Origin of the sequence: Streptomyces sp. GS7 (assembly GCF_009834125.1) — a bacterium.
GTDB lineage: Bacteria > Actinomycetota > Actinomycetes > Streptomycetales > Streptomycetaceae > Streptomyces.
Window position 1 is genome coordinate 1,808,506 of sequence record NZ_CP047146.1, and the last position, 15,083, is coordinate 1,823,588.

At 72.6% G+C, this 15,083-nt stretch carries 13 protein-coding genes; 5 read left to right on the plus strand and 8 right to left on the minus strand.

The annotated features are described in order from the left end of the window. Positions 1-56 precede the first annotated feature (56 nt). Together ctaD and GR130_RS07660 are read left to right on the plus strand one after the other, a co-directional pair. Positions 57-1,715 carry an aa3-type cytochrome oxidase subunit I gene (gene ctaD, locus GR130_RS07655; protein ID WP_236572918.1) on the plus strand — a complete coding sequence of 553 codons (1,659 nt, stop codon included), beginning with the start codon at positions 57-59 and terminating at the stop codon, positions 1,713-1,715. Next, positions 1,708-2,070, plus strand: coding sequence for a hypothetical protein (locus tag GR130_RS07660; protein WP_159504002.1), 363 nt, complete (start codon positions 1,708-1,710; stop codon positions 2,068-2,070). The genes ctaD and GR130_RS07660 overlap by 8 nt, the downstream gene beginning before the upstream one ends. 103 nt (positions 2,071-2,173) lie before the next feature. On the opposite strand, the gene GR130_RS07665 is transcribed toward GR130_RS07660, so the two are convergent. Next, positions 2,174-3,406 (minus strand): cytochrome P450, encoded by a 1,233-nt coding sequence (locus GR130_RS07665; RefSeq protein ID WP_159504003.1) that lies wholly within the window; start codon positions 3,404-3,406, stop codon positions 2,174-2,176. Positions 3,407-3,666: 260 nt separating this feature from the next. Here GR130_RS07665 and GR130_RS07670 point away from each other — a divergent pair, with 260 nt between their 5' ends. After that, complete coding sequence (locus GR130_RS07670; protein ID WP_159504004.1) at positions 3,667-4,836, plus strand: steroid 3-ketoacyl-CoA thiolase; 1,170 nt, start codon at positions 3,667-3,669, stop codon at positions 4,834-4,836. Here the strand turns inward: GR130_RS07670 and GR130_RS07675 are convergent. The 6 genes from GR130_RS07675 to GR130_RS07700 form a co-directional block, all read right to left on the minus strand. Further along, positions 4,820-5,731, minus strand: a complete 912-nt coding sequence (locus GR130_RS07675) for an ECF transporter S component (RefSeq protein WP_159504005.1) — start codon at positions 5,729-5,731, stop codon at positions 4,820-4,822. The genes GR130_RS07670 and GR130_RS07675 overlap by 17 nt on opposite strands. Further along, a complete protein-coding gene (locus GR130_RS07680) occupies positions 5,728-7,356 on the minus strand; it encodes an ABC transporter ATP-binding protein (RefSeq protein WP_159504006.1) in 1,629 nt (542 codons plus the stop codon). Before GR130_RS07680 ends, GR130_RS07675 begins: the two co-directional genes overlap by 4 nt. Then, entirely contained in the window at positions 7,353-8,534 is a 1,182-nt protein-coding gene (locus tag GR130_RS07685) for an energy-coupling factor transporter transmembrane component T (RefSeq protein ID WP_159504007.1), read from the minus strand. Before GR130_RS07685 ends, GR130_RS07680 begins: the two co-directional genes overlap by 4 nt. Beyond that, the gene (locus GR130_RS07690; RefSeq protein WP_159504008.1) at positions 8,531-9,229 is read right to left on the minus strand and encodes an SCO2322 family protein; all 699 of its coding nucleotides are present in this window, start codon (positions 9,227-9,229) and stop codon (positions 8,531-8,533) included. Before GR130_RS07690 ends, GR130_RS07685 begins: the two co-directional genes overlap by 4 nt. Further along, positions 9,229-10,641 (minus strand): prenyltransferase/squalene oxidase repeat-containing protein, encoded by a 1,413-nt coding sequence (locus tag GR130_RS07695; protein WP_159504009.1) that lies wholly within the window; start codon positions 10,639-10,641, stop codon positions 9,229-9,231. Before GR130_RS07695 ends, GR130_RS07690 begins: the two co-directional genes overlap by 1 nt. 662 nt (positions 10,642-11,303) lie before the next feature. Next, positions 11,304-12,344, minus strand: coding sequence for an MBL fold metallo-hydrolase (locus tag GR130_RS07700; protein WP_159504010.1), 1,041 nt, complete (start codon positions 12,342-12,344; stop codon positions 11,304-11,306). A 162-nt stretch (positions 12,345-12,506) separates the two neighbouring features. Here GR130_RS07700 and GR130_RS07705 point away from each other — a divergent pair, with 162 nt between their 5' ends. After that, positions 12,507-13,958: an aldehyde dehydrogenase gene (locus GR130_RS07705; RefSeq protein WP_159504011.1), complete on the plus strand. Its 1,452-nt coding sequence runs from the start codon at positions 12,507-12,509 to the stop codon at positions 13,956-13,958. Continuing rightward, positions 13,958-14,191, plus strand: a complete 234-nt coding sequence (locus tag GR130_RS07710) for a ferredoxin (protein WP_159504012.1) — start codon at positions 13,958-13,960, stop codon at positions 14,189-14,191. Before GR130_RS07705 ends, GR130_RS07710 begins: the two co-directional genes overlap by 1 nt. 24 nt (positions 14,192-14,215) lie before the next feature. Here GR130_RS07710 and GR130_RS07715 read toward each other — a convergent pair whose 3' ends face one another. After that, positions 14,216-14,854: a TetR family transcriptional regulator gene (locus GR130_RS07715; RefSeq protein WP_159504013.1), complete on the minus strand. Its 639-nt coding sequence runs from the start codon at positions 14,852-14,854 to the stop codon at positions 14,216-14,218. Positions 14,855-15,083 lie beyond the last annotated feature (229 nt).

Here is a 15,083-nt window from a genome sequence, read left to right on the forward strand (position 1 = left end):
CCCGCGGAAGGGCGGCGCGCGGTGACGGTTCCGGGGGCCGCGGACACGTACGGGGCATGACGTCTTCTGTGAAGCCGCCGTCCGTGGAGCCGCCCGCCGCGCGGCCGCGCCCGGCCCGGCCGCTCCCCGTGAAGTGGCTGACCACCACCGACCACAAGACCATCGGCACGCTCTACCTGGTCACCGCCTTCGCCTTCTTCTGCGTCGGCGGGCTGCTGGCGCTGGTGATGCGTGCCGAACTGGCCCGGCCAGGGCACCAGATCCTGTCGAACGAGCAGTTCGACCAGGCGTTCACGATGCACGGCACGATCATGCTGCTGATGTTCGCGACGCCGCTGTTCGCCGGGTTCGCGAACTGGATCATGCCGCTGCAGATCGGCGCGCCCGACGTGGCGTTCCCCCGGCTCAACATGCTCGCCTACTGGCTCTACCTCTTCGGCTCACTGATCGCGGTGGGGGGATTCCTCACCCCGCAGGGTGCGGCGGACTTCGGCTGGTTCGCCTATGCGCCGCTCTCCGACGCGGTCCATTCCCCCGGTGTCGGCGCCGACATGTGGATCATGGGTCTGGCCTTCTCCGGCTTCGGCACGATCCTCGGTTCGGTCAACTTCATCACCACCATCATCTGCATGCGCGCACCGGGCATGACGATGTTCCGGATGCCGATCTTCACCTGGAACGTGCTGCTGACCGGTGTGCTGGTCCTGCTCGCCTTCCCGGTGCTGGCCGCCGCGCTGTTCGCCCTGGAGGCGGACCGTGAATTCGGTGCCCATGTATTCGACGCGGCGAACGGCGGGGCGCTGCTCTGGCAACATCTGTTCTGGTTCTTCGGGCATCCGGAGGTCTACATCATCGCGCTGCCGTTCTTCGGCATCATTTCCGAGGTCATTCCGGTCTTCTCCCGGAAGCCGATGTTCGGTTACATCGGCCTGATCGCCGCGACGATTTCCATCGCCGGTCTCTCGGTCACGGTGTGGGCGCACCACATGTATGTGACGGGCGGCGTACTGCTGCCGTTCTTCTCCTTCATGACGTTCCTCATCGCGGTCCCGACCGGCGTGAAGTTCTTCAACTGGATCGGCACGATGTGGCAGGGCTCGCTGTCCTTCGAGACGCCGATGCTCTGGGCGGTCGGCTTTCTCGTCACCTTTGTCTTCGGTGGTCTGACCGGCGTCATCCTGGCCTCGCCGCCGATGGACTTCCACATCTCCGACACGTATTTCGTCGTGGCGCACTTTCACTACGTCGTGTTCGGCACGGTCGTCTTCGCGATGTTCGCCGGATTCCACTTCTGGTGGCCGAAGTTCACCGGCAAGATGCTCGACGAGCGGCTCGGCAAGATCACGTTCTGGACGCTGTTCGTCGGCTTCCACGGCACGTTCCTCGTCCAGCACTGGCTGGGCGCGAATGGCATGCTGCGCCGTATCCCGGACTATCTGGCGGCCGACGGATTCACCACCCTCAACACCGTCTCCACCATCTTCTCCCTCGTTCTCGGGCTCTCCCTGCTGCCGTTCCTCTACAACGTCTGGAAGACCGCGAAATACGGGGCGCGGGTGGTCGGTGACGATCCCTGGGGCTACGGCCGTTCGCTGGAATGGGCGACGTCCTGTCCGCCGCCACGGCACAACTTCCTTGCCCTTCCGCGTATTCGGTCCGAATCCCCGGCGTTCGATGTGCATCATCCCGAGGTAGCGGGTGCGATCGATGGGTGACGAGACCGGGAAGGACGGGGTGATACGGATGGACGAGGCGATCAACGAGATCGAGGGGTATCTGCTCTGGGCGGCGGAGAAGGACCGGGCGCGTACCCGGGCGGACGCCTTCTGCGCGGGGCTGCCCTGGCTCACCGAATCCCAGCGGCAGGAGGTGGTACGGCACTACTGCCGGGACCAGGGCGAGATCTCCCGGGTCTATCTGGAACGTATCGCGGTCCGCAGCGCCGGTCTGCGAACCGAATACGAGAGCGTCTACCTGGCTTTGCGGAAGCGGCTGGTCGCCGCGTTCCTGAGCGCGTCGGCGGCGGCCGCGGTGCTGCTGACCGTGGCGATCGGCCTCCCGCGGCCGTGAGGTCCGCGCCGTGCCTCGGGATTCGGGACGCCGGATTCGGGACGCCGGATTCGTGATGCCGTAGGCGTGCGGACGCGCGCTGCCGGAGAGGTGGGCCGGGGCGTCAGCCGTAGCGGACCCGGAGTTCCTTGACGCCGTTGAGCCAGGCGGAGCGGAGCCGGCGCGGATCGCCGGCCAGGGAGATGTCGGGCATGGCATCGGCGATGGCGTTGAAGATCAGGTTGATCTCCAGTACGGCGAGGGACTTGCCGAGGCAGAAGTGCGGGCCGCCGCCGCCGAATCCCAGATGGGGATTGGGGTCGCGGGTGATGTCGAAGACCTCGGGGTGCGCGAAGACCTCGGGGTCGTGGTTGGCGGAGGAGTAGAAGATCCCGACCCGCTGGCCCTTCCTGATCCGCGCGCCGCCCAGTTCGGTGTCCTGGGTGGCGGTGCGCTGGAAGGAGACCACCGGCGTCGCCCAGCGCACGATCTCCTCCGCGGCGGTCGCCGGGCGCTCGCGTTTGTAGAGCTCCCACTGGTCGGGGTGGGTGAGGAAGGCGTGCATGCCGTGGGTGATGGCGTTGCGTGTCGTCTCGTTGCCGGCCACCGCCAGCAGCAGCACGAAGAACCCGAACTCGTCGGAGCCGAGGTTCCCCTCGTGCTCCGCCGCCACCAGCCGGCTGACGATGTCCTCGGCCGGGCACTCCTTGCGGGCCGCGGCGAGGTTCATCGCGTACGAGATCAGCTCCATGGCCGCGTTGGCGCCGACCTCTTCGGTGATGGCCAGCTCCGGGTCGTCGTAGCCGATCATCCTGTTCGACCAGTCGAAGATGCGGGCCCGGTCGTCCTGGGGGATGCCGATGAGTTCGGCGATGGCCTGGAGGGGGAGTTCGCAGGCGATCTCGGTGACGAAGTCGCCGGCGCCCCGCCGCCGCGCCTCGGCGACGATCCGCTCCGCGCGGTGGCGCAGCGCCTCCTCCAGGGCGCGGATGGAGCGCGGGGTGAAGCCGCGCTGCACGATCTGGCGGACCCGGGTGTGCTCGGGCGGGTCCATGTTGAGCATGATCAGCTTCTGGACGTCGATCTGGTCGCGGGAGATGCCCGGGTTGAAGCGGATGATCGAGGTGTTGAGGTGGGCGGAGAAGACCTCGGGTCTGGTGGAGACCTCCTTGACGTCCTGGTGGCGGGTGACGACCCAGTAGCCGTCGTCGTCGAAGCCGGCGATGCCGTGCGGCTGGGCGTTCCACCACACGGGCGCGGTCTGCCGCAGCCGCGCGAACTCCGGGAGCGGGACGCGGGACTGGTAGACGTCGGGGTCGGTGAAGTCGAACCCTTCGGGGAACGCGGGGCAGTGCATCGGCGACTCCTGGGCCGGCTGACGTCGGACGCGGCGAGGGCGTCTCCTGACGGGTCATCAGGTCTGGTCGCGGTGAAGGTAATGACGCGTCCCGCAAGTGGCAAGGGTCGCGGCGATACCCGTTGCGCACAAGGGGGTTGCAGCCCTCTTGCGCCCCGGGGTGCGGCTCACGAGACTGTTCGCAGAACTAGAACGCGTACTAGTTCTTCCCTCCGTGGGCGCCGGGAAGCCCGCGGACGCGAGGAGAGGACGAGTCAGTCATGGCCGCGGAACCCGTCATCGTCGAAGCCGTACGCACCCCGATCGGCAAGCGCGGAGGTGCGCTTGCCAACCTCCACCCCGCCTACCTCCTGGGCGAGACGTACCGCGAACTCCTCGCCCGTACGGGCATCCAGCCCGACTGCGTCGAGCAGATCGTCGGCGGCACCGTCACCCATGCCGGCGAGCAGTCCATGAACCCGGCCCGCAACGCCTGGCTCGCCATGGGCCTCCCGTACGAGACCGCGGCCACCACCGTCGACTGCCAGTGCGGCTCCTCCCAGCAGGCCAATCACATGGTGGCCAACATGATCGCGGCCGGTGTCATCGACGTCGGGATCGGCTGCGGCGTCGAGGCGATGTCCCGGGTCCCCCTCGGCAGCGGCTCCAAGCACGGCCCGGGGAAGCCCTGGCCCGACGAGTGGAACGTCGACCTGCCCAATCAGTTCGAGGCCGCCGAGCGCATCGCCCGCCACCGCGGCCTGACCCGCGAGAACGTCGACTCCCTCGGCCTGATCTCCCAGGAGCGCGCGGCCACCGCCTGGGCCGAGGAGCGCTTCAAACGGGAGACCTTCGCCGTCCAGGTCCCCACCACGGAGGACGAACAGGCCGCGGGACAGGGGATGTGGCGGCTGGTCGACCGCGACGAGGGGCTGCGGGACACCAGCATGGCGGCGCTCGGCGGCCTCAAGCCGGTCATGCCCACCGCCGTCCACACCGCGGGCAACTCCTCGCAGATCTCCGACGGCGCCTGCGCGGTGCTGTGGGCCTCCAAGAGGATGGCACGTGCCCTCAAACTCAGGCCGCGGGCCCGCATCGTGGCCCAGGCGCTGGTCGGATCCGACCCGCACTTCCACCTGGACGGGCCGATCGACGCGACCCGGGCGGTACTCGGCAAGGCCGGGATGTCGCTGAAGGACATCGACCTCGTCGAGATCAACGAGGCGTTCGCCTCCGTCGTCCTGTCCTGGGCGCAGGTCTTCGAGCAGGATCTGACGAAGGTCAACGTGAACGGCGGCGCCATCGCCCTCGGCCACCCGGTCGGCGCCACCGGCGCCCGGCTGATCACCACCGCTCTGCACGAACTGGAGCGCCGGGACAAGGAGTTCGCGCTGATCACGATGTGCGCCGGCGGCGGGCTGGCGACCGGGACGATCATTCAGCGGCTGTAACGGATGGCCCGGCTGTCCCGGTTGCCCCGGCTGTCCCGGCCGCCGGTGGCGTACCGGGGGCGAAGGAGACCGGCGCCTCGAAGGCGGCCCGGCGGGTGGCGCGGCGCAGCGCCTTGAGGACCGGGCCGCCGAGCGTGGCGGTCAGCACGACGGTGACCAGGGCGCGCGGCAGGTCCCAGCCGAGCGAGGTGGCCAGGCAGTACGCGAGGTAGCGGGCCAGGTTGTCGTGCAGCGGGTCGCCGGGGACGAAGGAGACGCCGGAGGCCAGACCGGCGATGTACGGCCAGCCCTGGAGGTTCATCACCAGCCCGTACAGGACCGCGGCGAGCGCCCCGTACGCGGCGAGCAGCGCCAGTTCTCGGCGCCCGCGCAGCTGGTCCGGCCCCGGCAGCAGCCCCGCGCCCATCGACACCCACCCCATCGACAGCATCTGGAACGGCAGCCACGGGCCGACCCCGCCGGTCAGCAGCGCCGACGCGAACATCGCCACCGACCCCAGGACGAAGCCGAACCCCGGTCCGAGCACCCGCCCCGCCAGCACCATCAGGAAGAACATCGGCTCGATCCCGGCGGTGCCCGCCCCCAGCGGGCGCAGCGCCGCCCCGGCGGCCGCCAGCACGCCGAGCATCGCGATGGCCTTGGCGTCCAGGCCGGGGGTCCCCCCAGCGTTAGCTGGGGGCCCATCCGCGACCGTCGCCACCGCGACGGCGAGCAGCAGCGGCAGCAGCGCCGTGAACAGCCAGGGCGCGTCCTGGGAATGGGCGAGCCCGGACGCGGAGTCGGCGAGCAGCGGCCAGCCGAACGCCATCACGCCGACGGCCGAGACCAGGACCAGGGCGGCGACGGAGCGGGGGCCGAGGCGTACCGCACGGGCCGGGCGGGTCGGCGCGGTCACGCCGTCGCCTCCAGGGTGCGCGCGACCTGGGAGACGGTGAGCCAGGGAAGCGGGGAGAGGATCTTGGCGACCTGCGGGGCGAACGACGGCGAGGAGACCACCACGTCGCCGGTGGGGCCGTCGGCGACGACCTCGCCGTCCGCCAGGATGACGACGCGGTGCGCCAGTTCGGCGGCCAGCTCCACGTCATGGGTGGCCAGCACGATGGCATGGCCCTCGGCGGCCAGGGCGCGCAGCAGCTCGACCAGCCGGGCCTTGGCCGCGTAGTCCAGGCCGCGGGTGGGCTCGTCGAGCAGCAGCAGCGGAGGCCGGGCGGACAGCACCACGGCCAGCGCGAGCGCCAGGCGCTGGCCCTCGGACAGATCGCGCGGATGCGCGGAGTCCGCGACGCCGGGAAGCAGTTGGGCGACCAGCTCCCGGCAGCGGCCGGCCGGCGCGCCGGAGTCCTGGTCGGCTGCGGCGCACTCGGCGGCCACGGTGTCCGCGCAGAGCAGGTCCCGGGGATCCTGGGGCACCAGCCCGACCCGGCGCAGCAGATCGCGGGGCCGGGTGCGGTGCGGGACGGCGCCGCCCACGCGGACCGTGCCGGAGGCCGGCGCGTGCATCCCGACCAGGGTCGTCAACAGGGTGGACTTGCCCGCGCCGTTGCGGCCCATCAGGGCGACCGTCTCGCCGGGGCGGACGGTGAGGTCGACGCCGTGCAGGGCCTCGCTCCGGCCGCGGCGGACGCCGAGGTCACGGACGGCGGCGACCGGCTCCCCGCCGGCCGCCGGGGCCGCCGCGCCCGCGCCGGCCGCCGGCGGGGTGACCCCGGCCAGCCGGTCGCGGAGCGGGGCGGCCTTGCGGCGCGCGTCGCGCACGGAGAGCGGGAGGGGCGACCAGCCGGCGAGCCGCCCCAGGGAGACGACCGGCGGATGGACCGGCGAGACGGCCATCACCTCGGCCGGGTCGCCCATCACGGGCGCGGCGCCGGGGCCCGGCAGCAGGATCACCTGGTCCGCGTACTGGACCACCCGCTCCAGCCGGTGCTCGGCCAGCAGCACCGTCGTCCCCAGGTCGTGGACGAGCCGCTGGAGCACCGCCAGCACCTCCTCCGCGGCGGCCGGGTCCAGCGCCGACGTCGGCTCGTCCAGGACCAGCACCTTGGGGTGGGTGGTGAGCACCGAGCCGATCGCCACCCGCTGCATCTGGCCGCCCGACAGCGTGCCGATGGCCCGGTCGCGCAGCTCCGCCAGGCCCAGCAGGTCCAGGGTCTCCTCGACGCGGCGGCGCATCACGTCCGGGGCCAGGCCCAGCGACTCCATCCCGTAGGCGAGTTCGTCCTCGACGGTGTCGGTGACGAAGTGCGCCAGCGGGTCCTGGCCCACGGTGCCCACGACATCGGCCAGTTCGCGCGGCGGGTGGTGGCGGGTGTCCCGGCCGTCGACGGTCACCCGGCCGTGCAGGGTGCCGCCGGTGAAGTGCGGGACGAGCCCGCACACGGCGTTCAGGAGGGTGGACTTGCCCACGCCGGACGGGCCGACGAGGAGGCACAACTCGCCCTCGGGCACGGTCAGGTCGACGCCCCGCACGGCGGGCGCGGCGGCGTCCCCGTAGGTGACCGAGACCTGCTCGAAGCGGATCACTGGGCGGGCTCCTTCGTGGACGGATCGGAAGTGGCCGTACGGGCGGGGCCGTTGGCGCGGTCCGGTCGGCGCGCCCCGCCGTCCCCGCCCGCGGGCACCGGCGCGGGTACCGGCGCGGCCACTGCGGGCACCAGCCCCACCAGCAGCGACAGCGCCGGCCACAGCGGCAGCACCGGCGCGGTCAGCGGCACCGCGGGCGGGTGCAGGGCCGCCGGGGCGTAGCCGTTGGCGGCGATCATGAGGGCGGCGACGGCGAGGCCCGAACCGGCCACCAGCCAGGCGCGCACGCCCCACCGCTCGGGCCGGTAGCGGGTGCGCACCGACCGCCGGCCGCCCAGCCACAGCCCGGCCAGAGCGGCGGCGAGCCCGGCCAGCAGCAGCGGCAGCCCGTAGCCGCCGCCGGAGTCGCCCAGCAGTCCGTACGTGCCCGCGCAGACGCCCAGCAGCCCGCCGAGGGTCAGCGCGGAGGTGGTGTGCCGTACGGCGCGCGGCACTTGGGCGGTACGGCCGTAGCCGCGCGCGTCCATCGCCGCGGCCAGCGCCACCGAGCGCTCCAGCGCGCCCTCCAGCACCGGCAGCCCGACCTGGAGGAGCGCCCTGGCGCCCCGGTCCGGGCGGCCCCGCAGCCGCCGGGCGGCGCGCAGCCGCTGGACGTCCGCGACCAGGTTCGGTGCGAACGTCATCGCGACGACGACCGCCACCCCCGCCTCGTAGAGCGCGCCCGGCAGCGACTTCAGCAGCCGGGCCGGGTTGGCGAGCGCGTTGGCGGCGCCCACGCAGATCAGCAGCGTGGCCAGCTTCAGGCCGTCGTACGCCGCGAAGACCATGCCCTCCGCGGTGACCCGGCCGCCGACCCGGACGCCCTTCGCCCAGTCGGGGAGCGGCAGTTCGGGGAGCGTGACCAGGACGTGCGTACCGGGAACCGGCGAACCGAGCACGAACGCGAACACCAGCCGGATGCCGATCACCAGCAGCCCGAGCTTGACGAACGCCCCGTACGAGCGGGCCCACGGCGCGGTCGTACGGCGGGCCGCCACGACGTAGCCGGCCACGCCGATCAGCAGTCCCAGCAGCAGCGGATCGGTGGTCCGCGACGCCGCGGTCGCCAGGCCGAGCGCCCACAGCCACCAGGCGCCCGCGTGCAGCGCGGTGGTACGGGTCGCCTGCGGGGCGCTCATCCGCGCCGGCGGCGGGCCTGCCACACGCCGGCCGCGCCCAGTACGACGACGGCCGCGATGCCGCCGAGCAGGCCGGCGGCGGGGCCGCCGTCCGCTGTGGACGAGGTGCCGGATGCGCTGGGGCTCTGCTTCGCCCCGCTCCTCGCTCCGTCCTTCGACCCGTCCTTCGATCCGCCGGCGACCTGTTCCGCGCAGCCGGACCGCGGGTAGCCCGCGATGGCGCACAGCAGCGCGTTGGCGTCGTAGCGCAGCGGTTTCGCGACCGCCGCCAGCGCATCGCCCGCCGAGGCGTCCTCGGGCACCTGGGCACACGCCGTCCGGGCCGGCGGCGGCTGCTCGCCGGCGGGGGCGTCGGCCGCGGTGCCGAAGTCCAGGGCGACACCGATGCGCTTGCTGCCCGGCTTCGCCGGGGTGGTGCGGCAGATCGCCGCGAAGTCGGGGGCGGTGCGCGGCGTACCGGCCTTGGCGGAGTCGGTGCTGACGGTGAAGCGGAAACCCGCGACGGCGCCGTCGGCCGGCCGCAGCGTGGCCGGCCCCTCGGTGGCGTACGTCCACGAGCCGCCGCTGCCGCCCTTCGCCTCCCAGAACGACCAGTAGCGGTACTCCTGCGCCTGCGCGGGCGCGGCGGACAGCCCGGCGACCGCCCCGGCCAGCAGCAGAGTTGCGGCGCCCCGGCCGCATCGGCTGCCCCGCATCACAGGGCGTTCTTGTTCTTGCGGCCGCTGAGCAGGAAGCCGATGCCGGCGCCGAAGGCCAGCCCGACGCCGACCACCCACCACGGGCTGATGCCGCCGCCGGTGTCGTTGGCGTTCTTGGCGTTCTTGTCCTGGGTGGTGGGTGCGGTGCCCTCCGGTGCCGGGCCGGTCGCGTTGAGGGCGGCCACCAGGTCGGTGCCGCCGAAGGAGCGCGGGTCGGTGCCGGTGGCGTGCGCGGCCAGCACCAGCTGGGCGTACGCTGCCGGGCCGCTCTGCTTCGCCCAGCCCGCGGCGTTCTTCTCCAGCCACTGCAGCGGCTTCTGCGCGGCGGCGCCGTGCGAACCGGCCGCCAGCGCCACCACGGTGGCGGCGGTGTTGCCCACGTCGGGCTGCTGCTCGGCGCCCGGCATCGCGGAGCGCAGGTGCTGGCCGTCGGCGTCCAGCTGGGCCACCAGATACGCGCTGCCGGCGTCCGCCGCGCGCGCCCGCCGGTCCGCCCCGTCGACCCCGTCGGCTCCGTTGGCGGCCTTGGCGCCGTCGCTGCCCTGGTCCTGGCCGCAGGTCAGTGCCTTGACCGGTGCGGTGGCGTCCTTGCCGGCCGGGTCGACGACGAAGCCCTTCCCCAGCGCGCCGGTGACGGCAGCCGCGGTCGCGTCGGCGTTCGGCGCCGCGCCCTTGAGCTGGAAGGCGAACGCGCCGCGCGCGTCGTCCTTCGTGTCCTTCGCGTCGCAGCCCAACTGGAATCCCAGCAGCGCGTCGTACGGGTTCTTGCCGTCCTTCTTGCCGTCCTTCTTCGACGTCACGGACTCGGGCCGCTCGCCCGCCGCGGTGAGCGCGCCGATGACGACGGCGGTGGAGTTGGCGTCGCTGTCCGAACCGGCCATCGAGCCCCAGCCGCCGTCGTCGTGCTGGACGGACTTCAGCCAGCCGACGGCCTTTTGCACGGCGCTGCCGTGCCCGCCGAGCGCGGCCAGCGCCTGGACCGCGGCGGCCGTCTGGTTGGTGTCCCGCATCGTCTTGGCGTCGCACGCGGTGCCGGCGTCGGGACGGAACGCGGCGAACGAGCCGTCGGCGCACTGCTGCCCGGCGAGCCAGTCGACGGCCGACGCCGCGGGCCGCACCCCGACCGTGTGCTGCGCGAGCAGCGCCAGCGACTGGCGCCAGACGCCGTCGTACTGGGGGTCCTTGGTGCCGTAGAGGCCGTGCGGGAGCTTGGCGGGGGTGGCGGGCGCGGCCGGGTCGGCGGCGGTGTGCGTGGCGGGGGCGGCGTATGCGGTGGGGGCGGTGTACGAGGTGAGGACCGTGCCCAGTGCGGCCGTGGCGGCCAGCGCCGCGGCGGCGCGGGCGCGGGGGGCCCGGGCGGCGACGGGGTGCGTCTGCGGCGATGGGGGCTGGGGAGCCAGGGGGGCCATGGGGGCCGTGGTGGCCATCGGGTCGGTGCCTCTCGGGTCGGTTCGCGGCGGTGTACGCAGCCGCGGCTCGGCCGTGCCGCGCGCCCTGTTGGGCGGTTCGCGGTGGCACCGGGCTCAGCTCCGTATACCTCGACGGTGCCGCGCACCGGCCGTCCGCTCGGGCGGCGGGTCGGTGGCGGGAGCCTTGGTCGTGCCCTACGGGTGCTCCGGCTGGTACGGCGGTGCATACGGGGTGCATGCGGGGTGCATACGGGGCTGCGCGGTATGCGGCCGTGCTCACGGTTGCGGGTCAGCGCCGGATTTACACCGGCTTCCCCCGATCGGGTACGGATGAAGTTGTCCCGCACACCTTAACGCTCCGCTGGGGGGACGCCGATGTCGTGGTGGGGATCGCTCTTGGCTGCCGGCCGGTGGGGGCTGGCCTCGTTGCGGTTGCGGTCCGGTGGGTGGGGGCCGGAGGGCTGCACCGGAGTTCGTCCTCGGCGCGGGCGCATCTGGTGTGTGGATGACGAATGCCCCGGCGTTCGCTCCAGGTCCTGCGGGCGCACTCCGGTACATCCCTCCGGCCCTGCGCCGTCGCCGACCGTCGGACGGTGGCTCCGACCGTCGCGGATACCGGCTCGTGTCCTTTGGCTCGCAGGCGGCCGTCCCTGTGGTGGGGGTTACACCGCCTGGTACCGCTGCGGGGTGTTGCCCGGGAGGAGTTCGGCGTGGCCGAGTTTTACCAGGCGGCGGAGGTGGGCTTCGGCTTCGGAGACGGCGATGTTGCGGGAGGCGTAGGGGATCTGGTCCCAGGGGCGGTTCCACTGCATGGCGGTGGCGAGTTGCCAAGGGGTGCGGGGTTCGCGGAGCAGTGCTCTCAGGTCGGAGAGGCGTTCTTCGTGGTGAGCGATGAGCTGGTCTGCGCGGGTGTTGGCGTCGGTGAACGCGTACTGGTGGGCGGGGAGGACCTCGGCGGGGGCGAGACGGGCGATGCGTTCGAGGGAGTCGAGGTAGTCGCCGAGGGGGTCCGTGGTGGTGGTGTCGTCGGGGTCCTCGTAGAGGCCGATGTGCGGGGTGATGCCGGGGAGGAGGTGGTCGCCGGAGAAGAGGCGGCCGGAGCCGGGGGTGCGGGCGGGGTGTTCCTCTTCCAGGTGCAGGCAGACGTGGCCGGGGGTGTGGCCCGGGGTCCAGATGGCGCGGAGGCGGCGGCCGGGGAGGTCGAGGAGTTCGCCGGGGGCGATCGCGCGGTCGGGGAGGGCGGCCCCGCGGCCGGGGAGTCGCCGGCCGCGGCCGGCGGCGCGGGCCTCGCGCAGGGGTGCCAGATGGTCGTCGGGGGCGCCGGCCGCGGTGAGTCTGGCGAGGAGGTAGTCGAGCCACTGGCCCGGTTCGGCCTCGCGGGTGCGCCGGACGACCGCGGCGTCCGCGGCGTGCATCGCGATCCAGGCACCGGAGGTCTCCCGGACCTTGGCGGAGAGGCCGTGGTGGTCCGGGTGGTGGTGGGTGACCAGTACGCCGTGGATGTCGGCGAGGGCGAAGCCGCAGGCGGTGACGCCGGCGGTGAGGGTGTCCCAGGAGTCGGGGTCGTCCCAGCCGGTGTCGATGAGGACCGGGCCGCGGTCGGTTTCCAGGAGGTGGACGAGGGTGTGGCCGAGGGGGTTGTCGGGGATGGGGACGGCGATGCTCCATACGCCGCCCCTGTGGTCGATCACCTGCGGTGTCATGTCCCGTCCCCTCGTCGCCTGCCGTCACTATAACTAGAACGGGTTTCAGGTGATGTGAAGTGGGGTCGGGGGGTGGGTAGTTGGGGCGGTGTCGTGGACTCGGGGAAGTGGAACTGGTATCAGTTCTGATGGAGCGTCAGAAACCTTCGGGAGGCGGCGGAGATGAGCGACCTCGTCGAGCACGGCAGGCTCTACATAGGCGGTGAGTGGGTCGACCCGGCCGGTACGGACACGATCGAGGTCGTCTCACCGCACACCGAACAGGTCATCGGCCGGGTTCCGCACGCGTCGCGGGCCGATGTCGACCGGGCGGTGGCCGCGGCCCGCCGGTCGTTCGCGGCGGGGGAGTGGGCCAACGCGCCGCTGGCGGACCGGATCGCGGTGGTGAGCCGGATCAAGGACGCCTTCGCGGTGCGCAGCGAGGAGTTCGCCCGGGTCATCGGCGCGCAGAACGGGACGCCGGTGACCTCGGGCGTCATGGTGCAGTCGCTGGCCGCGATGATGGTGTGGGACGCGGCGATCACGGTGGCCGGGGGGTTCGCGTTCGAGGAGCGGCGGGCGGGGGTGCTGGGGCCGCTGCTGGTCCGCCGGGAGCCGGTGGGGGTGGTCGCGGCCGTGGTGCCGTGGAACGTCCCGCAGTTCACCGCCGCCGCCAAGCTCGCGCCGGCGCTGCTGGCCGGGTGCTCGGTGGTGCTGAAGGTGTCGCCGGAGACCCCGCTGGACGCGTATCTGCTCGCGGAGATCGCGTCGGAGGCGGGGGTGCCGGAGGGGGTGCTGTCGATCCTGCCGGCCGACCGGGAGGTGAGCGAGTACCTGGTCGGGCACCCTGGCGTGGACAAGGTGTCGTTCACCGGGTCGGTGGCGGCCGGCAAGCGGGTCATGGAGGTCGCGGCCCGCAATCTCAGCCGGGTGACGCTGGAGTTGGGCGGCAAGTCGGCGGCGGTGATCCTGCCGGACGCGGATCTGGACGCGGCGGTGGCCGGGATCGCGCCGTTCGCCTGGATGATCAACGGGCAGGCGTGCGTGGCGCAGACCCGGATCCTCGCGCCGCGCGCCCGCTACGACGAGATAGCGGAGCGGTTCGCCGCGGCGGCGGACGCGCTGCGGGTCGGTGACCCGCTGGATCCGGCCACCGAGGTCGGGCCGTTGGTGGCCCGCCGTCAGCGGCAGCGGTCGCTGGACTACATCGCGCTGGGGCAGCAGGAGGGCGCCAAGGTGCTGGCGGGCGGCGGGCGTCCGAAGGACCTGCCGACGGGCTGGTATGTCGAGCCGACGCTGTTCGGCGAGGTCGACAACGCGATGCGGATCGCGCGCGAGGAGATCTTCGGGCCGGTGATCTGCCTGCTGCCGTACGAGGACGAGGCGGAGGCGGTGCGGATCGCCGACGACTCGGAGTACGGGCTGTCCGGGTCGGTGTGGACGGCCGACGTGGAGCGGGGCATCGAGGTCGCGCGGCAGGTGCGGACGGGGACGTACTCGGTGAACACGTTCAGCATCGACATGCTCGGTCCCTTCGGCGGCTACAAGAACTCCGGGATCGGGCGGGAGTTCGGGCCGGAGGGCTTCGCCGAGTACCTGGAGCACAAGATGATCCACCTGCCGGCGGGTGCCTGATGGGGGAGCGCTGGCGGGTGGCGGTGGACCGGCGGGTCTGCATCGGGTCCGGGCTGTGCGTCGGGGCCGCGCCGGACGGGTTCCGCCTGGACGCGGCCCGCCAGTCGCATCCCGTGGCGGCGGAGACGGACGCCGGGGAGGGCGTACTGGCCGCGGCCGAGGGGTGCCCGGTCGAGGCGATCACGATCACCGCGGTGGCGAGCGGGGAGGCGGTCTTCCCTCCTGAGGAGTGAAGGGGCGCGCGGGGTGGAGGGTTCTCAGCCCTTCGCCCCGGTGCCGGGGGTGGTGAGGTCGATCAGCCGGCAGACCGTCTCGATGTCGATCTTCACCTGGGCGATCGACGCCCGCCCGGAGAGCCAGGTGATCAGCGCCGAGTGCCAGGTGTGCTCGATGACCCGGACCGCGGAGAGCTGTTCGGGGGTGGGCGGGCCCTCCAGGCCCATGGCGTCCAGGATGATCGCGGTGGTCAGCCGGGAGACGGTGTCGACCTCGGGGCTGACGGACCGGTCGGCGAAGGTCAGTGCGCGCACCATCGCGTCGGCGAGGTGCGGTTCGCGCTGGAGCGCGCGGAAGGCCCGCATCAGGGTCTGGGCGACCCGGGCGCCGGGGTCCTCCTCCGAAGGGGGGCGCTTGCGCAACGTCTCGTGCATGTGCTGGAGCTGGTCCTGCATGGTGGCGACGAGCAGGTGCACCTTGGACGGGAAGTAGCGGTAGAGGGTGCCGAGCGCGACCCCGGAGGACTCGGCGACCTCGCGCATCTGGACGGCGTCGAAGCCGCCGCGGCTGGCCAGTTTGGCGCTGGCGTGCAGGATGCGGCGGCGCCGGGCCTCCTGACGCTCGGTCAGGGGAGGACTCGCGGGAAGCGCCGGCCGGGCCGCCTTGGATTCCGTAGTCATATGTCCCATTCCGTGACTTTCCATCCGCGATGCGGTGAGTGTCGGTGGTGCGATCGGCACAGCATGGCAGGGGGGTGTGTGGTGGCGCGAATCACCTGGTGCGGCTCTTCTCGCTCCGTTCCCGGCCGGTAGATTCGAACTTCGCCGAACTGATCAGTAGCTATACGGTTCTGCAACTTGTTCTAGATTATCGCCAGCGGTTACGCTCCGGCGAAAGTCCAGTGAGAAG

What these genes read in the sequence shown, in the direction of transcription:
- GR130_RS07690 (WP_159504008.1), bottom strand. Translation starts at nt 9,229, where the DNA reads ATGCGGGGCAGCCGATGCGGCCGGGGCGCCGCAACTCTGCTGCTGGCC.
- GR130_RS07695 (WP_159504009.1), bottom strand. Translation starts at nt 10,641, where the DNA reads ATGGCCCCCCTGGCTCCCCAGCCCCCATCGCCGCAGACGCACCCCGTC.
- GR130_RS07685 (WP_159504007.1), bottom strand. Translation starts at nt 8,534, where the DNA reads ATGAGCGCCCCGCAGGCGACCCGTACCACCGCGCTGCACGCGGGCGCC.
- ctaD (WP_236572918.1), top strand. Translation starts at nt 57, where the DNA reads ATGACGTCTTCTGTGAAGCCGCCGTCCGTGGAGCCGCCCGCCGCGCGG.
- GR130_RS07710 (WP_159504012.1), top strand. Translation starts at nt 13,958, where the DNA reads ATGGGGGAGCGCTGGCGGGTGGCGGTGGACCGGCGGGTCTGCATCGGG.
- GR130_RS07700 (WP_159504010.1), bottom strand. Translation starts at nt 12,344, where the DNA reads ATGACACCGCAGGTGATCGACCACAGGGGCGGCGTATGGAGCATCGCC.
- GR130_RS07670 (WP_159504004.1), top strand. Translation starts at nt 3,667, where the DNA reads ATGGCCGCGGAACCCGTCATCGTCGAAGCCGTACGCACCCCGATCGGC.
- GR130_RS07660 (WP_159504002.1), top strand. Translation starts at nt 1,708, where the DNA reads ATGGGTGACGAGACCGGGAAGGACGGGGTGATACGGATGGACGAGGCG.
- GR130_RS07715 (WP_159504013.1), bottom strand. Translation starts at nt 14,854, where the DNA reads ATGACTACGGAATCCAAGGCGGCCCGGCCGGCGCTTCCCGCGAGTCCT.
- GR130_RS07705 (WP_159504011.1), top strand. Translation starts at nt 12,507, where the DNA reads ATGAGCGACCTCGTCGAGCACGGCAGGCTCTACATAGGCGGTGAGTGG.
- GR130_RS07665 (WP_159504003.1), bottom strand. Translation starts at nt 3,406, where the DNA reads ATGCACTGCCCCGCGTTCCCCGAAGGGTTCGACTTCACCGACCCCGAC.